The organism is Spartinivicinus poritis (assembly GCF_028858535.1).
Lineage (GTDB): Bacteria > Pseudomonadota > Gammaproteobacteria > Pseudomonadales > Zooshikellaceae > Spartinivicinus > Spartinivicinus poritis.
This window is the reverse complement of the sequence record NZ_JAPMOU010000059.1, coordinates 1-19,690: the sequence shown is the minus strand read 5'-3', so window position 1 is coordinate 19,690 and position 19,690 is coordinate 1. Positions and strand designations below refer to the sequence as shown.

Below are 19,690 nucleotides of genomic sequence, written 5' to 3'. Positions count from 1 at the left end.
AGTTCATGCTTAACTCAACATTACAAGCTAATCTGCATGCCATACTTGTCAGTATTGCAGTTATAAGTGTTCAAAGCCCGTTGGCAGAAGACTTTCCTTTTAGAAAAGATTTTTCTGATGTCAAAGTAATGGAAATTGATACTCTGTTTGGATCTCTTAAGAAGTGTTTAGTTGTTGATGTGCGGTCAAAGTTAGAGTTTTCAGTTATTCATATTAATGGGGCAGTTCATATTCCTTTGAGTAAAAGTAAGTTTGAAGAAGTTGTCTCAGAAGAAAAACAAAAAAATAAAAAATCTTGTGTTGTATTCTACTGTAACGGCCATACATGCAAGAAGTCATATAAAGCTTCGAGAAAAACAAAGTCAATTTCTAATAACTTTGCATATGATGCTGGTATATTTGACTGGGCAACTAAATATACCAATAAAACAATTTTGCTAGGGAAACCTCTTCGAAATGCATCAGATTTAATATCAAAAAATGAGTATGCTAAATATGAAGTCTCTAAGGAGGAAGCTCTTAAGAACAGTGCTTCATTTAATGTGATTGATACTAGAACTTTTTTTCAAAGAACTGAGAAAAAATTACCTTTTAAAAACGTTAAAAGAATTCCAATGCAACGGATAAGACCACTATTGAAGAGAAAAATCATTGAAGATAAAGACCTTCTTTTCATTGATGCTGTTGGAAAACAAAACAAGTGGCTACAGTATTACCTTAAAGAGTATGGGTATGAAAATTATAAGTTCTTAAAAGGAGGCAGTGCTTCATTGTAATTGCACTGCTACATACAAACCCCACCCAGTTTGTGGGGCAGGGCGGCTAGGGCTTGGTTGTGTTGTTAAGATGCAATATATAACTATCGCTTGCGAAAAAACATATCGACACGACCTAGCACTTCAACCTGATTAAATTGCTCAGCTGTATAAGTCTGATCAGGAAAGAAGGCGTCTTCATTTTCAGAAGTGACCGAAAAGCAACTGTCTTCTACTTTTTGTATCCATCTAGCCCATACTTTGCCATGAACTCTAATGGCAAATAGGTCTTTTTCTGAGCCAACCTCAACTGACTTATTGATTAATATACATTCATTAGGCTTTATAAGAGGAGTCATGCTGTCATCTTCAATGACAACGGTTGAAACATCACTTTCGGCTAGATTATTCTTTTTGAGCCATTCTTTAGAGATTGCAAAGTCACCTAACTCACCAGTGGATTCATTATTGAGATGGGCTAAAGTGATTGGATTGTTTTTATCATAGCCTGCTAACCAGGCAGAGCTTACGCTATAAAGCTCTGCAAACTTTTTAAGCTGAATATAACTTAGCCGCCTTATACCTGCTTCAAAGTTGGAAATACGACCAACAGTTACGCCTAGCAACTCTGCTACTTCTTTTCTTTTTTCGAACCCTTTCGCTTTCCTGGCTTGTTCAAGTCTGGCACCTACGCCAGACCAGTATTCTTCTAGTAAGTCTAAGTCTGAGTCAAGATCAATCATAAAAAGCCCACGGGCAATACAGTATTGTGTAAATATCGCGCAAATATACATCCTGGCTTATAGCGTGTCAAAAGCACAATAAAAATATTAATTCACAATATTGTGAATGTTGTTTTGTTGTGTTTATAATACGCTCCAACGAAGCATGAAGTATTAATAACAATATGTACCTAATGAAAAAAACAGAAATGGACAAACAAACGACACTGGACGCCATCGATTATTTAGCCGATCTGTTAGAGCAGGCAAGGCGTAGAGAGGCGGAAGCAGAAGCACACCGCGAGAGTATAGAAGAACGACTCGTTGATATGGTTGGCCGCGTAGTAGAGGGCATTCAGAGCCAGCAGACCAACAAATATAGAGTTAAAACCGTTTCAACACTTAGACGCCGATTGAACCAAGACCAAGTGATAGAGCTGATTAACTGCTTGGGTACAGAAACATTCAGCGACGTTTTTTGTGTGAAATATGATCTTGATGAAGACGCATTTTTCAAGCTAAAGGAAAAAAACTACAACAAATTTATGATGATTTTGAATGTATTAACAACCGCACCCACAAAGACAGTGGTTGACGTGGAGAGACTGCACTAATGGCGATTTCTCTACAAAGTATATCGAAAACCAAGGGGATGAAGGCCCCGCGAATCCTGATTTACGGCACTCATGGTATAGGTAAGACGACATTTGCAGCTGGAGCACCTAAGCCGATTTTTTTATTTACTGAAGACGGGGCAGGGCAGTTATCACTTGATTCGTTTCCATTGCTGAAAAGCTATGATGACGTAATTAGTGCTTTAAATGCACTATTAAACGAAGAGCATGACTATAAAACTGTTGTGCTGGATTCGCTAGACCACTTGGAGCCACTTGTGTGGGATCACACAGCCGCTAGAGCAGGCAAAGCCAGTATTGAAGACTTTGGCTATGGTAAGGGCTACACAGAGGCACTGACCTACTGGCGGCAAATACTCGATTTACTCGACCGGCTCAGAAATGAAAAAAACATAGCCTATATCTTAACCGCCCATGCCCATATTAAGCGTTTTGATAGTCCAGAATGTGAGCCATACGACCGCTACCAAATTAAGCTCAATGATAAAGCGAGTGGTTTTATTCAAGAGTCGGTCGATTGCGTGTTTTTCTGTAATTACCAAACGGTTATACAAAAAACAGATGTTGGATTTGGTAAAGAGAAAACACGTGGCATTACTACCGGCCAGCGGAATATCTACACCGTAGAAAAGCCTGCTTATATAGCGAAAAACCGCTTTAACTTACCAGAGAAAATGCCACTTGATTGGGGCGCATTTGTCACCGCATTACAAGCAAATAAACAACAGAATTTAGGAAATACTATTAATAATGGCTAATTTCGGATTTACCGCTAGTGACTATAAACCAGACGAGGGGTTTCAACCATTACCACCAGGGGATTACCCGGCAATCATTATAGAAGCTGAGATTAAAGCTAACAGCGCGAATACTGGTGCTTATATCAAAGTTAAGTTTGTGATCACCGAGGGTGAATATGTAAACCGGGGAATTTACAGTAATTATAATATTTCTCACCCAAACCCACAGGCGGAGCAAATAGGGAGGGGGCAATTGTCAGCGTTGTGTTTGGCCATTGGGTTGCCTAATGCGAGTGACAGCGATCAGCTATTAAATCAAAGTTGTGTAATTACGTTAAAGATAAAAAATCATCCGCAATACGGCCCACAAAATGAGGTGAAAGGGTATGCATCGATAGCACAACCCATGCAGCAGCAACCCCCACAACAGCAACCTATGGCAGCACACACGCCGCCATTTAATCAGCCAGGGCAACAACAAGGCGGCTGGTAATTTAATAATGATGTAGGTACCTGTAATAACACCTAGTAAGGGAACAAAATGGATTTACTGAAAAAGCTAAATGATGCTCATAGGATAAAGGTAAAAGCGGAAGAAGTTTACCGAGAAAGATGCAAAGAGTTTGTTAAAAACTACCCGCAAAAGCCTGAAAACGTATCGAGTGTAGAGTATTTCATACATAAACGTAATGCTAAGTTTACTCGAAAAACACCAAAGCCATGGACTATTAGCCATGTAGTTTTTGATGACTGTGAGCAAATAAGAAAGCCGTTTTTTAGCCAGAGTGGCCAATATGTAGCAGTAAAACCCTGTGATGACAATAAAACGTATTTAGGTGTGTTGATTGGGGAGCTATGCCAGCCAGTCGTTAAATACGACGAGGTAAGCCAAGCGTTAACGGTAACGTTTGGCATGGGCAACCCAGCTATATGGGTACCTGATTTAAATAGGGTAGTAATGGGCTATGAGTCATGGTGGAGCAAAATAAAGCGCCCAGACGATTTAAAGCAAATTACGGATGCAGATATTATTAATACATGGTATGTGCAGGTTTTAAAGCAACTGTCAGAACAAGAAAAAACGTTTAATCATAATGGAGCTGAATCTAGCAACTGAAACAATCAATACTATTTACCTGCATTATAAAAACAAATCTGATAACGGTTTTCGAGGCCATCTCGGCGCTTCCATCATTGGCAAATCTTGCGAACGGGCAATCTGGTACGACTTCAGGTGGTGTACACCCAGCGATTTAGAAGGGCGTTTATATCGCCTTTTTGCTACAGGTGACTTAGCTGAAAGCCGCTTTGAATCTGACTTACAGGCTATTGGGGTTCGACTGAGTACAGTCAATCCTAGCACCGGGAAGCAATATCAAATACAAGCCTGTGATGGGTTTTTTGGTGGGAGCTTAGACGGTATAGGCATTGGTTTTCCTGAAAACCCCAACCAAAAACACGTCGTTGAAATGAAAACCCACAACGATAAAAGCTTTAAGCAATTAAAGAAAAAAGGCGTTAAAGAAGCCAAGCCCCAGCATTACACGCAAATGCAAATGTACATGTCAGCCAGCAACATACACAGAGCGTTTTATATTGCCGTTAATAAAAATACAGATGAATTATATGGTGAGTTTGTTGAGTTTGATCAAGACCATGCAGACCAGCATATAGAAAAGGCTGCCCGAATCATTTGCAGTGATAAACCCTTAGATAAAGTCAGTGAAAAGGCTGATTTTTTCGAGTGCAAACTCTGTGACCACCAGGCTATTTGTCATGGGAATAAAGCGCCAGCGGTGAATTGCCGGACCTGTTTACATGTTAGTGCTGAAACTGAAGGGCGTTGGGAGTGTAAACGTTACGCTGTCACGTTAACAGAAGAGCAACAGCAGTGGGGCTGCAAATCACATATGTATAACCCGTATTTGTTGGTTAATTTCGCCGAGGTGTTAGACGCGGGTGAGTTTTGGATTGAATACGTTTTGAAAGAGACAGGAGAGGTGTTTATTAGTGGCGAGGCCCTGGAGCAGCTGAGTAGTCGCGAGATTCGAGCAGTGGAAGACAAGCGCCTTTTGACTGATAGCAACGTTAGTACGCTACGAGAAGCGTTTAATGCACAACTAACGGAGGGCTAACTATGCAACTCCGTTGGTATCAACGTGAATCCATTGATGCAGTCTATAAATATTTAAATGACGAAACTGGCAACCCGCTTGTATGTGTCTCTACTGGCGGGGGCAAGTCGGTCATTATTGCTAAGCTCATCGAGGAGTTATTAAGTCAAAACCCAGGCCGACGGTTTTTAGTATTAAGCCATGTAAAAGAGATACTGGAACAGAATTATTCAAAGCTAAAAACCATTAGTCCATTGCTTGATATTGGTATTTATTCAGCAAGCCTAAAGCGTAAAGACACTGACTCACAAGTGTTGTTTGCGGGTATTCAATCAGTCCATAGCAAAGCATTTGACCTACCGCCCTATGATTTTGTGCTGGTGGATGAATGCCATTTAATTAATGCTGAAAAAGATTCAACCATGTATAGCAAGTTTTTGGCTCATGCAAAATTAATGAACCCAAAGCTTAGAATGGTGGGGTTTTCAGCGACGCCATACCGGACCAAATCAGGCGTATTAACCGAAGGGGATAACCCATTATTTCATAAGATTGTTTATGAAACGGATATACAACAACTGATTGATGAAGGTTTTTTAAGTCCATTAGTGACGAAGGGTGGCCGTGAAAAGATCGATTTAACCGGCGTCAGAACCCAACAGGGCGACTTTGCGACTAAAGATTTGGAAAAGGCTGTCAGCAAAAATGACCTGACAGATAAAGCCTTAGACGAGATTTGCGAGCTTGGGGCAGACCGTAAAAGTTGGCTGATCTTTGGCGTGTCGGTAAACCACTGCTTAGAGATAGAAGACAAGCTTAAAAAAAGAGGCATCCATTGTGGGGTGGTGCATGGGAAAACGCCTCTAAGCGAAAGGAATCAATTAATCCAAGATTACACAACAGGCAATTTACGCTGTTTGATATCTCAGGGCGTACTTACCACCGGCTTTGATGCACCTAGAACCGACTTGCTTGTATTACTAAGGTCTACCAAGTCACCTGGTTTATACATGCAAATCATGGGGCGTGGTTTACGCATATCGCCAGAGACAGGCAAGACAAACTGTTTGGTACTGGATTACGGAGGCAATATCGAGCGCCATGGGCCGATAGATCAGGTGACAGTCACCAATGTGGCTAAGAAGAAAAAAGGCCAGGCACCCATACGAGAATGCCCCGAGTGCCTTCTATTGCAACCAGCAGGGCGTAGAGAGTGTGAAGAGTGTGGCCATGTGTTTGAGATTAAAGAGAAGCCCAAGCACGAGATACAAGCCTCAAAAGATGCCGTTTTAAGCTCGCAAGTTGAAGCCGAATGGGTGCCAGTCAGTGACGTGAATTACTTTGTGCACACTAAAAAAGGTTCGCCTAATTCCATACGTGTGGCCTACAGAACCGGCTTTGATTTTATTAATGAGTGGGTATGTCCAGAGCACGACGGGTATGCCAAAACCAAAGCCCAAACCTGGTGGGTGCAACGTGTCGGGTATGACAAGCCGTTACCGTGTAACAGCCACGAGGCCGTGAAGGTACTGCAAACCATCCAAGTTAAAACACCCAGGGCCATACAGGTAAAACCTGACGGTAGGTTTAAAAAAATAATGAGCTATGAATTTAGCTAGTAGTAAGCAATGACAGATACAAAATTAAAAACAACAGATGAAATAGCATGGGCACTAGTCGAGCAGGGTTTTACTATCATCCCGCTTGGTTCCCCCTTTGAGAAAATAACCGAATTCTTTTTAAAACAGCGCTGCAAAGGTGATGAAGAGAAAGCACAACAACAGTGGCCTAAAAATCCATTAGTGAGCTGGAAACAGTACCAGGATAAAGAGCCAACAGATGACGAGATAGAAAGCTGGGCGCAGCGCTGGCCGTATGCCAACTATGGAATCATCACAGGTAAAAACGTGGTGGTGGTTGATGCAGACTCTAAAGAAGCCGTTGAATTCATGGAGTCGGGCAAGGTAGGTCGTACCCCCTGGAAAGTAAAAACCGCGAAGGGTAAGCACTACTATTTTCAGTACGACAATAGCATTGAGATCCACAACTCAGTGAATACCACTACAAAAATAGATATTAGGGGCGAGGGCGGTTACGTTGTTGCTCCTGGCTCAGTCCATCATACGGGTGTTGTGTATGAGTGGGAGATTGATCAAACCTGGCCAATTAATTCAGTACACGACTTGCCGTACCTTTCCCGTGACGACATCACGCAAATTAAGGCATTTAATACTGAAGACAAGCCAGTCGGTAACTTTGGGTTTAGTGTTCAAGCCTATACACCCAAAAAACACGACGGTAGCCCAGTAGAGGAGGGCGGACGGAACAACGCAGCGGCTAGTTTGGCAGGGCAGTACATAACAGCAGGGCATGACTTAAAGACGGTTACACAACTCGTGGCGCAGTGGAATAACGGCAACCCAGCGCCGTTACCCAGGGAAGAAATCAACACAACAGTTGCAAGCGTAACGTTAACCCACTTACGGAATAATCCGGAGGCCGCTATCCCGCTGGAGCACGAAAAGCCAGAGCCACAACAGCCAACGATTGAAGTACAAGACGAGATGCCTAGCCATTTGTATAAGGTGCCTGGCGCGTTGGGTGAATTGGTGGATTATGCCAATGATACGGCTGTTAAGAAGCAACCGGCGTTAGCCGTACAGACTGCTTTAGCCCTGGGGAGTTTAATTTGTGGTCGGTATTACAAGACAGATCAAGATAACTTTGCATCACTGTATTTTTTGAATGTCGCTAAGTCGGGTGAGGGTAAAGAGCATGGCAAAAAGATTATTGAATCAGTGTTAGAGACAGCTGGTTATGGGGATTTAATCGCTGGTAGTGGTTATACCTCAACTGGCGCAGTGATGAGCCAGGCTTTAGCACATCCTAACCATATCACGTTGATTGATGAGTTTGGTAAATACCTGGAAAGCTCGCATAGAAAAGGCAACTCTCACAAAGAGGAGGCAATCACGCAATTAATCGAGGTCTGGGGACGCTGTGACGGCGTTTTACGACCACAGACGTATTCAACCATGTCAGTGAAGAAAGAGGACGTAGAGCGGCCTCAGAGAGTCGCTAACCCAGCTATCACGTTATTCGGAATGACGACGCCAGGGACGTTTTACCAATGCCTGACACCACAGCTTGTGCGGGATGGCTTTTTAGGTCGGTTTTTAATCATGGAAAGTGACTTGCCCATGCAGTTATCAGTTAAACCTGATGCTAGGCCAATACCTAAAAGCATAATCGAGTGGACACGACAGGTTAGAACTAAGTTAGTGGGTAATTTAATACCATTTAAGCCTAGCCATGAGATGCCTAAACAACATGTGTTGTTCTTTGATGAGAAAAGCTTGCAGCTGTTAGACGAGTTCGAAGCTGAGCTAAACGACAAAAAACAACAGCTCACTGATTCAGAGTTGTATGTGTTGTTAACCCGGACGAGGGAAAAGGCAATGAGAATAGCGCTAATCTTGTCGTTATCAGTCGACCAGGCTAACCGGGTGATTCACCACAGCTTAACTCAATGGGCCATTGATTACGTGCGTTACCTGGATTTTAGACTTGTAGATATCGTTACACGGCGGGTTGGTGGTTCGGACTTTGAAACAGAGCTTAAAGCATGTATTGAAGTGATTCGTAAGGCTGGTAAAAAAGGGTTATCTAGACGGCAGATGAGGGATATATCAGTTTTTTCAAGACTGGACCCGCAAAAAGAAAAGCATATTTTTAACGCAATACAAGGCCGGGGAATAGCTGCTTTTCATCCAGTCATGAAAACAAGAGGGCGCCCAAGACTAGAGTGCTGGATACACGCCGATTTTTGTACAAATAATTAACAATTTTTTTAGGTTAAGCCTTATGGAAAACTTTAGGAAAGTAGAAAATACCAAAATAACTTATTGATTTTATTAAGAAAATTACCTTTTGGGGTTTTGGAGGGCGTTTAGAGTATATATATCCCTGTATAAAATTTGATAGGGAGGGGTAGAAGTCTACCCATAACACCATAAGTAATATTAATATATATAATATTATTATATATATACTTATATTATAGATTATTTCTTACTTTATTCTTTTGGGGATCTTTTGGGATTTTGCTGGGTTTTATCACCCAATAGTTCCCATTACTAAATTAAAACAACAATCGATTTATACGAATGAGAGATTTAGAAGGACAAGAACAAGAGCAGCTTTTTAGCTGGCTACGGGTGCAACACCCTGACGCCTACAAATTAACGTTTCATCCGCCGAATGGTGGCAAGCGGAATATTCAAACAGCAAACAAACTAAAACGTCAAGGCGTAAAGGCGGGTGTGCCAGACATCTTTGTGATGGTGCCCAAAGGCGAGTATCACGGGCTAATGATTGAGTTTAAGGCAAGCCCACCATGTAAGACGGCAGTTTCTGCCAACCAGAAAGAATGGATAAGCAGACTACAAGAGCAAGGTTACTTGGCCACCGTCTGCAGAGGCATAGAGGCCGCACAAACCGAAATTAATAACTATATGAATTTATAAGAACAAGAGAATGAACATGAATAGATTAAACCTAATGGCAATGATGACCGCAAAAGGAATGGACTACGAGAAGGCCGGTAAGGGGGCTATCGGCGGTATACCAACATTAACCGCGCAAGATGTGGCCGGGGCGCTAGGCATGGCTGATATAAGCCGCGAGGCGTATTTGTATGGGTTGCTGAAGTACACGGAAGATAAGACCGTGATTCATGAGCTGGACAAGTTAACCCAACAGGCCGTTATTTTGTTTGCATTAAAGCAAGGTTGGAAAGAGCCATTCCCAGGCGATAAAAAGCGTTCGCTGTTTTTCTTTTTACAGTTGGGGCGATTGGTGATTAATGAATTGGTCGGTGAAAATCTTTGTGGGACTTGTGATGGTACAGGAGTTTATAGGCATAAGAAACTAACTAGAAAGTGTTCTTGTGATAATGGTAGACGACCAATGAGAAAAGCAGAACAAGCTAAGTTTTGTAGTGTGCACTATAACACTTGGAATACTAAATGGCTTGAGCGTTATAATGCTTGCGTAAATGAATTTCAAAAATGGGATGTAGAAATAATTAATGCACTATCGAAAAAATTAAATGATTTTCAAATAAATTAATTGACCCATGTAAAAAATAGTTATATAATCCACCCATGCTAAGAAATCTGTATCTAGCACAAAGCCTCGCCAACCAGCGGGGCTTTTTTCATTATTAGCAATTAAGAGCTATACTCTCACTTATATATTATTGAGAGAAATTATGGCTCCTTTAAGTTTTAAGCTAATCGTACTTCTGTTTAGCATTTTCATGCTCCAAGCTTGTAATATCTATGTAGGCAGCGATGTTATTGCTCAGGCAGAGATTGAAGGCTTAAGTGCTAAATGCATTAGAAAAAAAAGATTTGGATTCCATAAAACTCATCATGCTTTACCTTGGTTTGGAATAAGTGAAAAATTACTGTATATACTAAATACAAAAAGTGGAGAAGAAAGGACTATTCGAGTTGAGTCTAGGAATTGCATGGTAGCTAGATTAGATGAAGATAATTTTTTGGTTCTTGCAGATGACGATTTTCAGTATACTGTAGTGAGGCTTAATGAGAGTAAAGAAATTGATCTTTTTACTACTCATCAGGCATTTGGCGATTTTGAACTAGTTATTAATCCATCCAAGTTCACACCTTCTTGGCGTAAATATTATGACTTAATGAAGTGTAAGCATTCTTTAAGTTACTCTTTCCCTGCTTACAACGAGTTAACATCCAAAGTAGACTGTAGAGGGAAGATGGAAAATAAAGATATTGAATCTGCTTCTTTTGAAATGAAAGCAATGATGACTGGTTGGAAAGTGTTCGAAATAGTTAATCATCCTGTAGAAGTAAGCTACGAGTATCGAGAGTACAATCCGGGGAGAAATTCTCACAAAACTACAATGGAAGCCAAATATTTATTTACAGAAGAAGAGGCTAACAGTATCTTTCGAAAAGTTATTTATTTCTAATTACTCCTTAGGAGCTTTTTTCGTTCTGCACTTTAAGTTCGTAACTCATATTGATAGAATGCACTTGTTGTTTAGATTACTTCCCTAAACAGCAATTACTGTTAGTGTTTTAATAGCCCCACTCCCACGGGGCTATTTTTTTGCCCGAAATAATTACATTGGTATTTTAGTTGTCATCTTTATTTATACATCATAAGTATTATACTCCGCCGCCCTTAAACTAAGAGAGAGTAGTCCTTATGAAGAAGATGATAGCTGCAGTATTAGCTGTTGTAGGTATTAGTAGTGTGTATGCGGATGTAAATGACAGCTTTAAGCTAGGGAAAGCTGTTGAAGATACAGATACTCCACCTGAGTTTAGGTTGGTAGCAGAGAATACAAAAAAGCGGCCAGGGTGCAGATTAAAATTCTGTCGACTAACTTTGACTTCAGATAGTGAAACCTTTGCAGACCTTGCTATAGGTCGTGGTGTAGCACTTGAGCTTGACTGTGACACCCGTGATCACTTTTGTCGTATGAGCTAATGTGGAATCAACTGACTATACTCAATCCGCTCAGTTGTAAACAAAACAATTAATATCCTTAAGCCCCGCAATGTTGGGGCTTTTTTTCGATCAACCAAATCGAATGAACTCATTGCCGATGTGTTCTTCTTTAAGGTCAAATTTTCCAGGGGCTTGAAACTTAATACCTTCCATCTCAATGATAAATAGATTCCATGTGTCACTGTCATTTCTTGCAGGTTGTGGTACATATGATGACCTGCACTGCTTGAATACACTGGCATAAACTGCTTTTGTGATGTGGAAAGCATCAATATACTTATTCTCAGGGAAATTGGAAGAGACAGCTTTAATCCACTGGCCAGTAACAGTTACCTTACTACCTGTTGAGTCTTTTAACCAATATCTATCGCTACCATCAAGTTTTCCACACCTTACATAAGTCCATTCAGCAAAGACATTGGCTGAAGAGCTTATGACTACAAGTAATAAAGAGGTTTTGATTAGCTTTCTGAACATAAGTACTGCCTTGGATTAATTAATAATACGACAACTACCTTATTCATAATGATAATGAATGTAAATAAAACCAATCCAGGATAAACAAGCTTGATATACACTGGTAATTAACAAATGAAAATAACAAAACTAGTCGTCCATTGCTCTGACACGCCAGACGACCGGGACTTTACAGCCGCTGATATACACCTATGGCACGTTCAACGTAACTGGTCAGGCATCGGTTATCACAAGGTTATTCGGCGTGATGGGACCATCGAGAATGGCCGCCCTGAGTTCTGGACTGGTGCTCACGTTAAAGGGCATAACCGCAACAGTTTAGGTGTTTGCCTGGTTGGTCGTGATGAGTTTACGCCGGATCAATTACACAGTCTGTGTAATGTATTAACCCGATGGAAAGACAAGCACCCGCTGGCTGAGATATGCGGACACCGGGACTTAGACCCTAAGAAAACCTGTCCTAATTTTGATGTGTGCGAGTGGTGGGAGGGAAGTTAACTTCTCCACCATTGATAGTATTTACCCCACATGTCTTGTCTGCTTAATGCTAAACCTGCTACAGCATAGCAAACACCAAAGAATACAAAACCAAGAATGGATATCTCATGTTTATGGTAGATAGTAACAACGCTTGCATTAAGAAAAATTGATCCCCATCCAAGCAACAGTTGAGACCAATTAGGTTTGTAGCTTACAGGTATACAGCTGATAGCAAGGCCAATCATGAAAAGGCCGATCATTCTAAAGTGCATAGCAGAAAATATGCCTAAGATTACAATGCTTATTCGAGAAAGATTAATTAACAAATAGATAGACAGATTTTTCATAATATTTCAGCACATGTTTTTGCTTACCTTCACTGTGATATGTCAAAGGTGGATATACCATTATAGTTAATAACTAATTAATAAGGACCCAATGAAAAATAACTACACACTTGATTACTTTCAAAAAGCCGTACTACGCAATCAATACAAAATACTCAAGCTGTTATATCCCTTCCTTGATAAAAGTGAGGGCCGCTACCAGCAATATAAATATGAGTATTACATTGACATGCTCAACCTTAACTTAACCACGCTTTACCCCGAATTATTCAACGGAGACCCCGAACTGCCTAGAGAAGTACAACTGGAAGTGCTCGAAATAATGGAGCTTTTCGACGTAATGGAGGCCAGCTTCTACCAGTTGACAGCCGATGAAAAAGAAAAAATAGACCAAACAAAAATAGTATTTAATGGCTTTAGCGAGTCAGATCAACATTATGAAGAAATTAAAGGCTTTTTCATAGCCTTGCTACGTAGTGAAGATTTTGAAGACATGCCAGGCTTGAGAGTGATTAGTGAGGACATGTTAGGCTATCCGCCAGCTGAACCCATGATGCCAATTTACAAGCAAATGATAGGGCGTTATGAAGTGCTGAAGGCGCGGCCAGGCTACAACGGGCAAGCCCTGTCGTTACATGACCTATTGTATTTGACTAGTGACTTCGACGACCCGCCCGCGGTGAGTAGGTTGCATTAGGCTTGTAATCCATATGAAACCTACTATACATAAAGAGCTTGTTGCTGTTATGACATGAGGCGCTTGGTGGTCAAGCACATCATCATGGCAGCAACGGCCATCTCTTATTCAAGGATGACTATACTTTACTTTATAACGCAGCCACTTCGTTTGGAGTGGCTTTTTTTATGGTTACTCAATAACGCGAACGCTAACAGCACAGGGGCCTTTTTTGCTTTGGCCTATTTCAAACTCCACTTTTTCACCATCTTGCGGCGGGTGGCCTTGAATTTCTGACATATGAAAGAATAGGTCTTTGCCTTCCTCTGGAGTGATAAAACCAAAACCCTTGGTTGCATCAAAAAACTTAACTCTGCCTGTGCTCATGTTTTTCTCTTATTAACGTGACTTTAGAATGATTTATAGGGAGTAATTAATAACAATTCAATGTATTCAACAATAATTAACACAGTAACCGGCCTTTTCCAATCGTATCTCACCAACAAACAACACAAAGCCGAACTCAAGCAAGCCATTCACAAGAAGCAATTAGACGAGATTCAACAAGGCAATATCAGCGCTACAGAGCTTGATTCGCTTAGCATTCAGTCGCGAGGCTGGAAGGATGATTTTTTACTAATTGTGACCGTTACACCGCTTGTACTGTGCTTTGTGCCAGAAATGGGAAGTCATATCAAAAATGGGTTTGATGTCTTAAATGCCAGCGTGCCAGAGTGGTACATGGTTGCCTTAGCTCTGGTGTATATCGATACGTTCGGCTTTAGGCGGATATTACGAAAGACATTAGAAAACTATTCATTCAAGCCAATAGGAAAATAATTGTTTTTAAACCGAATCAAATTAGAGCACATACCAAACAAACGAAAATGGGTATTAACTGAAGAGTTAAAATACTACTCAGCACAATACCAAACAATCACCGTACCCGCTGGTTTTACGACTGATTTAGCCTCTATTCCACGATTGTTGTGGAGCGTATTCCCACCCGATGGCCCTTACCTAGAAGCGGCTGTATTGCATGATTATCTGTACTCAAAGCAACCCGCTTTAGATATTTCCAGAAAGCAAGCTGACAAGGTTTTTCTAAAAGCCATGAGAGCATTAGGTGTACCAGGGTGGAAACGCTATTCAATCTATTACGGGGTAAGGCTAGGCGGCAAGGCCAGCTGGAATAAAAAATAAGGAATTAGGAGGAATGACAACACAACAAGATGGGTGGGTATTTAAAAAAGAAGTAGGTATCACCCACATTATTGCAACTTTTTCATTGATTGTATCTGGTTTTATCTTTGGCTTCTCGATGGATAAGCGAATTGATATTAACGCAACAAAAACTAATCACCTGGAACAAAGCTTTAAAGATTTTAGGGCCGAAATAAGGGGTGATATCAAGCTGATCAACAGCAAGCTTGACAAAGTGCTAGAGAGGTTACCTTAAAGGCTTCTATAAGCACTTCAGGAAGTGCTAGCTTTGGACAGAAAACACTTGATGAAAATTTGTAATGTATAAAATTCTACTAATAAATTTTCTACAATTTATTAAATGAAAATTTTCTTTGTTTAAATTAAAGTGTTGCTTCATAAGTAACAAAGCACCTAAAGCGCTACTATCAATATACTCTGTGAGTTGGAAGTCAATTTCACAGGTTTGAATTTTTTCAAGCTTATTGTAAATAGTTTTAAAATGCTGAAAATGCACAAGAGTAAAGGCTTTCCCTATACGAATAGTAAGCTTATTTCCTGAAATTGTTGCCTTGAAATCTGAATCAAGATTGTCAACCATTATAGCTATTCCCTTAGCTCACCCTTGTGACCCCACCAAGTATAGCTTATTTCGAGAAGGCATCTAATAGCCGTTCTAAGCGACAGTAGTTGTTGGTGATCGGATCGGGCTCCGGGGACCCTGAGCCGCTGAGAGACGTCTACGCAGCTGAGGCGCGCAGTTTGTGGCTAATTTTCGGGGACAGCAGCGCTTAAATAAATAATAGAAAAATAAATGAAAGAACAAAATTTACTCAATATTACTCAAATCGCAGAATTCTATGGTATTCATAGAAATACTGTTATGAAAAGAATACGGCAAGAAGGTATAGAGCCTACTGATAAGGTAGGTAATGCAAATCGTTATGATATTGCTGAGGTTGAACATTTGTTTTATGAATCAGAAATACGCAACCTTCAACCAGGCTACAGCCCAGAAGACTTGCCGCCTAAAGACCGCAAGGACTGGTATCAATCTGAGAACGAACGCCTTAAGTTTGAATTAGCTTGTAGCGAATTAATTCCAGCTAAAGAAGTACGGCAAGAGTCGATTAAATTAATGAAAACTCTGGTTGCTTTTTTTGAGTCATTACCCGACAAGATGGAGCGCACCAGGTTATTTACCCCTGATCAATTGGACTTACTCGAAAATCAGTGTGACCAGTTCCGTAATCAATTACACATGACTTTACAACAGCAGTTAGCAGGAACATGTACGCCTCAACGTCTGACCAATTCATAGAAAATAGCAATTTAATCCAAGCCCCCAAGCGCGAAAACCTGTCAAAAACAGCCCGAGATATTTTATATGTCAACCAGGGCGGTACCTTTGGAAAGTGGGACGGTGATATTGTGCCGTATATGTGGGAACCCATGGATTGCCTACAGCTTCGGGCGTATAGCGCGGTTATCTTTGTGGGTCCGGCGCGTACCTCTAAGACCGTATCATTAGTCGATGGCTGGGCAATGCATACAATTGCTAATGATCCGGCTGACATGCTGATCGTGCAAACTAGCCAGGAAAAAGCCAGTGAATTTAGTAAAAAGCGGCTGACACCAGCCATTCACGCTTGCCCTGAAACGTCCGCTGCGTTATCGCCTCGATCATACGACAACAATGTTCACGATAAAATATTAAAGGCGGGTAACTATTTAAAAATTGGTTGGCCATCTAAAAACGTGTTCGCCTCATCCGATTGGAAACGGGTGCTATTAACCGACTACGACCGTATGCCACAGAATGTGGGCGGGGAAGGCTCGCCCTTTATGCTAGCTGGTAAACGAACTCAGACCTTTATGTCTTCTGGTATGGTACTGGCGGAAAGCTCACCTGGCTTTGAAATTACCGACCCGAATTTCAGGCTTGAGCATAACCATGAAGCCCCACCCACTGAGGGTATTTTGCACCTCTATAATTTGGGTGATCGGCGTTTATTTTATTGGCAATGCACCGACTGTCGAGAATGGTTCGAGCCTGACTTTGATTTGCTGGTATGGGATAAGGAAGAACCTGACCCCTCAAAAGCCAGTGAAAAAGTTACCTTAGCTTGTCCGCATTGTGGTGTAGAGCATGAGGAAAAGAAAAAACTACACTTTAATTTAAAAGGGCGCTGGTTAAGGCAAGGTGAATACCTTGATAAAAATGGCCAAGTACACGGCGAACCCCGTATAACCCGCTATGCGTCATTTTGGCAAAAAGGGCCAACCGCTACATTCCAGACCTGGAATGAACTCGTTTATAAATACAAAGCTGCACTGATAGAGTATGAGCGTACCGGCTCAATACAGTCATTAAAGACAACCATTAACACCGACCAGGGTAAACCCTTTACCCCGCCGCGTACTATGAGTTGTACGGCAGGTGATTTAGCTGATCGGGCATCTAATTATGGTCTAAAAGTGGTGCCTGAATGGGTGCGCTTCTTAACCGCTGCTATTGATATTCAAGCCGGTAAAAGGTCCGGGTTTGAGGTGCAAGTCATCGGCTGGGGTGTGGATTTAGAGCATATTGTGCTGGATCGATTTGCGATTAATAAATCTAACCGTTTAGATGATGATGGCAAGCGACTACAAGTAGCACCTGGTTCTTATGTTGAAGATTGGGAATTAATCACTGAAAAAGTACTTAAACGCACCTACCCGCTTGAGGATGATTCAGGCCGACACATGGCCATACTCAAAGTGGCGTGTGACAGTGGCGGCGAGGCAGGTGTAACAACTAAAGCCTATGAATATTACCGCAATTTAAGAAAGCAAAAGCTACACCGGCGCTTTATGTTGGTAAAAGGAGCCAGTCAATTCAATGCAACACTCATACGGCTAACGTATCCCAGCCCCAGCAAACAAAAGATTAAACGGGGTAAAAAAATCAACATGCGTGGTGATATACCGCTGTATATGTTGAATACCCACCAAATCAAAGACGGTGTGATTAATGATTTGCTTCGGGAATTTCCGGGGCCTCGCTTTGTACACTTCCCAGACTGGCTACCAGAGTCGTTTTACGACGAATTGACTTATGAGGTGCGTGATAGTGCTGGCCGTTGGGAAAAGCCCGGTAATGGCGCTAACGAAGCCTTTGATTTAATGGTTTATAACTGGGCAATTATTTACAGCCGTAAATTAGAGAATATGAACTGGGAAAACCCCCTACCGTTTGCTTTGCCTTGGGATCAAAATCCCTTGGTATTTAATCCAAATTAATTATGAGTTTTACCACAAACGATTTACATAATATCAATAGCGCCATTGCTAGCGGTGAATTAAAAGTCAAAATTAACGGGCGCGAAATAGAATACCGCTCAATTAATGAATTACTAAAAGCACGCAAAACGATTATTCACGCAATGGGAGGCAAAAAAAGGGCGGACCCCCTAAAGGGAGTCCAGACCATTATAGATCGGGGTGTCTAAGTATGATAGCAAGCCAAATAGTAGACGCCTCTGGCCAACCTTTCCAATTAAGAACCCCTTACGAATCGGCTACACAAAGTTTTCGCTCGATTGGTTGGCACAGTCCCAGCTTAGGGCCTAATGCCACACTCAGCAGCTCACTCTACACTCTGCGTAACCGTACCCGCGCGGCCTATCGCAACAGTAACCTGATGCGAGGGGCGATTAACAAGAATACGGCAAATGAGGTCGGCACCGGCTTTACCCTACGTAGCCTGTGTAACGATGAACACTTTAGGCAGGAAGCCAATAAACTTTGGAAGCTGAGCGCCGATGAAATGGACCCTGGCGGTATTCTGAATTTTGCCGGACTGCAAGCCTTGATGGTGCGCAACCGTCGTCTATCAGGTGAAGTCTTTATCCGACTTAGACGACGCAAGACCACTAGTGGCTTAGCCGTTCCCATGCAAATAGACGTGTTAGAAGCGGATTGCATACCGATTGAAAAACATGAAGACCTGAAAAACGGTAACAAGATTCGAAACGGTATCGAGTTTCGGGGGCCGCACCGGGTAGCGTATTGGGTCTACAAAGAACACCCAGAAGACGGCGAGTGTAGGCAAGACGAGCTGGTGAGAATTCCGGCGAGGGATATGATTCACCATTACTTACCGATTCGACCGGGACAAATTAGAGGGGAGCCAGAGGCCGCCACAGCACTTTTAAAAGACCATACATTCAAAGAATACGACGATTCAGAACTGGTCAGGAAAAAGGAGCGTTCAGCGTATACGGGCTTTTTGTATCGAGAAAGCCACGATGATGAAGAGTATGGGCTACCGGGTGATTATTCAGATGATGAGCCAACAGGTGAAGCCGTCAGAATCCGTACAGGCTACATGCTGCGGGGTGCACTCAACGAAAAGCTAGAACTGTTTGACGGTGATAACACTGGCCAAGGCTACGCGGATTTTATGCGCTGGCAATCACTGCAATTGTCGTCTGGCTTATCCATTCCTTACCCCTTATTAACTGGCGACTGGAGCGGCCTAAATGACCGCTTGGTGAGAGCCATGCTCAACGAATACCGGCGCGAAATTGAAATGTGCCAAGATCATTTAATGGCTTTCCAAGTCTGCCGCCAGGTGTGGCAATGGTGGATGGATACAGCAATATTAACGGGCAAATTATCAGCACCAAAATACAGCCAGGATAAAGCCTTTTATCAAGCCTTGGATGTCTGCCCGGATGCTTGGAAATACCTACACCCAGTACAAGACGTACAAGCCAGACAACAGGCTATTAGTAGCAACCTGTCGAATATTGATAGTGAGGCCAGCGAGCTGGGCTATGACGTGGACGACAACATGAGGAGAAACGCAAAAGCAACCAAGAAATTTATGGAAATCTGCAAAAAAGAGGGGGTAGACCCGCAATTATACCAATCCTGTTTATTAGCTTGTTAAAACAGCCCAGCACCTGGAGCACAAGCTTTTAATGTTATTTTTCTTAT

General features: G+C 41.9%; 26 protein-coding genes. 21 read left to right on the top strand and 5 right to left on the bottom strand.

The annotated features are described in order from the left end of the window. Positions 1-5 precede the first annotated feature (5 nt). On the top strand, positions 6-776 hold the full coding sequence (locus ORQ98_RS25440; RefSeq protein WP_274691639.1) for a rhodanese-like domain-containing protein: 771 nt from the start codon (positions 6-8) through the stop codon (positions 774-776). Positions 777-859: 83 nt separating this feature from the next. On the opposite strand, the gene ORQ98_RS25435 is transcribed toward ORQ98_RS25440, so the two are convergent. After that, positions 860-1,498 (bottom strand): XRE family transcriptional regulator, encoded by a 639-nt coding sequence (locus tag ORQ98_RS25435; RefSeq protein WP_274691638.1) that lies wholly within the window; start codon positions 1,496-1,498, stop codon positions 860-862. A 173-nt stretch (positions 1,499-1,671) separates the two neighbouring features. On the opposite strand from ORQ98_RS25435, the gene ORQ98_RS25430 reads away from it, so the two are divergent. From ORQ98_RS25430 to ORQ98_RS25380, 11 genes are all read left to right on the top strand, one after another. Beyond that, positions 1,672-2,091, top strand: a complete 420-nt coding sequence (locus ORQ98_RS25430; protein WP_274691637.1) for a hypothetical protein — start codon at positions 1,672-1,674, stop codon at positions 2,089-2,091. Continuing rightward, positions 2,091-2,870: an ATP-binding protein gene (locus ORQ98_RS25425; RefSeq protein ID WP_274691636.1), complete on the top strand. Its 780-nt coding sequence runs from the start codon at positions 2,091-2,093 to the stop codon at positions 2,868-2,870. The genes ORQ98_RS25430 and ORQ98_RS25425 overlap by 1 nt, the downstream gene beginning before the upstream one ends. Continuing rightward, positions 2,863-3,345 (top strand): DUF669 domain-containing protein, encoded by a 483-nt coding sequence (locus ORQ98_RS25420; protein ID WP_274691635.1) that lies wholly within the window; start codon positions 2,863-2,865, stop codon positions 3,343-3,345. The genes ORQ98_RS25425 and ORQ98_RS25420 overlap by 8 nt, the downstream gene beginning before the upstream one ends. Before the next feature lie 48 nt (positions 3,346-3,393). After that, positions 3,394-3,969, top strand: a complete 576-nt coding sequence (locus ORQ98_RS25415) for a hypothetical protein (RefSeq protein WP_274691634.1) — start codon at positions 3,394-3,396, stop codon at positions 3,967-3,969. Further along, positions 3,947-4,987 (top strand): hypothetical protein, encoded by a 1,041-nt coding sequence (locus ORQ98_RS25410; RefSeq protein WP_274691633.1) that lies wholly within the window; start codon positions 3,947-3,949, stop codon positions 4,985-4,987. Before ORQ98_RS25415 ends, ORQ98_RS25410 begins: the two co-directional genes overlap by 23 nt. A gap of 2 nt (positions 4,988-4,989) precedes the next feature. After that, positions 4,990-6,585: a DEAD/DEAH box helicase gene (locus ORQ98_RS25405; protein WP_274691632.1), complete on the top strand. Its 1,596-nt coding sequence runs from the start codon at positions 4,990-4,992 to the stop codon at positions 6,583-6,585. A gap of 9 nt (positions 6,586-6,594) precedes the next feature. Further along, positions 6,595-8,808: a bifunctional DNA primase/polymerase gene (locus ORQ98_RS25400; RefSeq protein WP_274691631.1), complete on the top strand. Its 2,214-nt coding sequence runs from the start codon at positions 6,595-6,597 to the stop codon at positions 8,806-8,808. A 324-nt stretch (positions 8,809-9,132) separates the two neighbouring features. Beyond that, the gene (locus ORQ98_RS25395; protein ID WP_274691630.1) at positions 9,133-9,492 is read left to right on the top strand and encodes a VRR-NUC domain-containing protein; all 360 of its coding nucleotides are present in this window, start codon (positions 9,133-9,135) and stop codon (positions 9,490-9,492) included. Between the two features lie 10 nt (positions 9,493-9,502). Then, complete coding sequence (locus ORQ98_RS25390) at positions 9,503-10,096, top strand: hypothetical protein (protein WP_274691629.1); 594 nt, start codon at positions 9,503-9,505, stop codon at positions 10,094-10,096. 142 nt (positions 10,097-10,238) lie between these two features. Next, positions 10,239-10,979 (top strand): hypothetical protein, encoded by a 741-nt coding sequence (locus ORQ98_RS25385; RefSeq protein ID WP_274691628.1) that lies wholly within the window; start codon positions 10,239-10,241, stop codon positions 10,977-10,979. A gap of 239 nt (positions 10,980-11,218) precedes the next feature. Continuing rightward, positions 11,219-11,503 (top strand): hypothetical protein, encoded by a 285-nt coding sequence (locus ORQ98_RS25380; RefSeq protein ID WP_274691627.1) that lies wholly within the window; start codon positions 11,219-11,221, stop codon positions 11,501-11,503. A 90-nt stretch (positions 11,504-11,593) separates the two neighbouring features. On the opposite strand, the gene ORQ98_RS25375 is transcribed toward ORQ98_RS25380, so the two are convergent. Then, on the bottom strand, positions 11,594-12,001 hold the full coding sequence (locus ORQ98_RS25375) for a hypothetical protein (protein WP_274691626.1): 408 nt from the start codon (positions 11,999-12,001) through the stop codon (positions 11,594-11,596). A gap of 114 nt (positions 12,002-12,115) precedes the next feature. Here ORQ98_RS25375 and ORQ98_RS25370 point away from each other — a divergent pair, with 114 nt between their 5' ends. Further along, complete coding sequence (locus tag ORQ98_RS25370; RefSeq protein ID WP_274691625.1) at positions 12,116-12,499, top strand: N-acetylmuramoyl-L-alanine amidase; 384 nt, start codon at positions 12,116-12,118, stop codon at positions 12,497-12,499. Here ORQ98_RS25370 and ORQ98_RS25365 read toward each other — a convergent pair. Then, on the bottom strand, positions 12,496-12,828 hold the full coding sequence (locus ORQ98_RS25365) for a hypothetical protein (protein WP_274691624.1): 333 nt from the start codon (positions 12,826-12,828) through the stop codon (positions 12,496-12,498). The two genes, ORQ98_RS25370 and ORQ98_RS25365, sit on opposite strands and share 4 nt — an antisense overlap. A gap of 91 nt (positions 12,829-12,919) precedes the next feature. Between ORQ98_RS25365 and ORQ98_RS25360 the strand changes: the two genes are divergently transcribed. Continuing rightward, the gene (locus tag ORQ98_RS25360) at positions 12,920-13,525 is read left to right on the top strand and encodes a YfbU family protein (RefSeq protein ID WP_274691623.1); all 606 of its coding nucleotides are present in this window, start codon (positions 12,920-12,922) and stop codon (positions 13,523-13,525) included. A gap of 171 nt (positions 13,526-13,696) precedes the next feature. Here ORQ98_RS25360 and ORQ98_RS25355 read toward each other — a convergent pair whose 3' ends face one another. Further along, positions 13,697-13,891: a cold-shock protein gene (locus ORQ98_RS25355; RefSeq protein ID WP_274691622.1), complete on the bottom strand. Its 195-nt coding sequence runs from the start codon at positions 13,889-13,891 to the stop codon at positions 13,697-13,699. A 60-nt stretch (positions 13,892-13,951) separates the two neighbouring features. Between ORQ98_RS25355 and ORQ98_RS25350 the strand changes: the two genes are divergently transcribed. Genes ORQ98_RS25350 through ORQ98_RS25340 form a run of 3 tightly spaced genes read left to right on the top strand, consistent with a single transcriptional unit; the run spans position 13,952 to position 14,963 of the window. After that, positions 13,952-14,344, top strand: coding sequence for a hypothetical protein (locus ORQ98_RS25350; RefSeq protein WP_274691621.1), 393 nt, complete (start codon positions 13,952-13,954; stop codon positions 14,342-14,344). Continuing rightward, the gene (locus tag ORQ98_RS25345) at positions 14,345-14,707 is read left to right on the top strand and encodes a DUF1353 domain-containing protein (protein WP_274691620.1); all 363 of its coding nucleotides are present in this window, start codon (positions 14,345-14,347) and stop codon (positions 14,705-14,707) included. 13 nt (positions 14,708-14,720) lie between these two features. Continuing rightward, positions 14,721-14,963 (top strand): hypothetical protein, encoded by a 243-nt coding sequence (locus ORQ98_RS25340; RefSeq protein WP_274691619.1) that lies wholly within the window; start codon positions 14,721-14,723, stop codon positions 14,961-14,963. 27 nt (positions 14,964-14,990) lie between these two features. On the opposite strand, the gene ORQ98_RS25335 is transcribed toward ORQ98_RS25340, so the two are convergent. After that, on the bottom strand, positions 14,991-15,308 hold the full coding sequence (locus ORQ98_RS25335) for an STAS domain-containing protein (RefSeq protein ID WP_274691618.1): 318 nt from the start codon (positions 15,306-15,308) through the stop codon (positions 14,991-14,993). 213 nt (positions 15,309-15,521) lie between these two features. On the opposite strand from ORQ98_RS25335, the gene ORQ98_RS25330 reads away from it, so the two are divergent. Genes ORQ98_RS25330 through ORQ98_RS25315 form a run of 4 tightly spaced genes read left to right on the top strand, consistent with a single transcriptional unit; the run spans position 15,522 to position 19,643 of the window. Continuing rightward, positions 15,522-16,028: a DUF1441 family protein gene (locus tag ORQ98_RS25330; protein ID WP_274691617.1), complete on the top strand. Its 507-nt coding sequence runs from the start codon at positions 15,522-15,524 to the stop codon at positions 16,026-16,028. Continuing rightward, on the top strand, positions 15,998-17,989 hold the full coding sequence (locus ORQ98_RS25325) for a phage terminase large subunit family protein (protein ID WP_274691616.1): 1,992 nt from the start codon (positions 15,998-16,000) through the stop codon (positions 17,987-17,989). Before ORQ98_RS25330 ends, ORQ98_RS25325 begins: the two co-directional genes overlap by 31 nt. Positions 17,990-17,991: 2 nt before the next feature. Further along, a complete protein-coding gene (locus ORQ98_RS25320; protein ID WP_274691615.1) occupies positions 17,992-18,198 on the top strand; it encodes a phage head-tail joining protein in 207 nt (68 codons plus the stop codon). A 2-nt stretch (positions 18,199-18,200) separates the two neighbouring features. Then, entirely contained in the window at positions 18,201-19,643 is a 1,443-nt protein-coding gene (locus ORQ98_RS25315; RefSeq protein ID WP_274691614.1) for a phage portal protein, read from the top strand. Positions 19,644-19,690 lie beyond the last annotated feature (47 nt).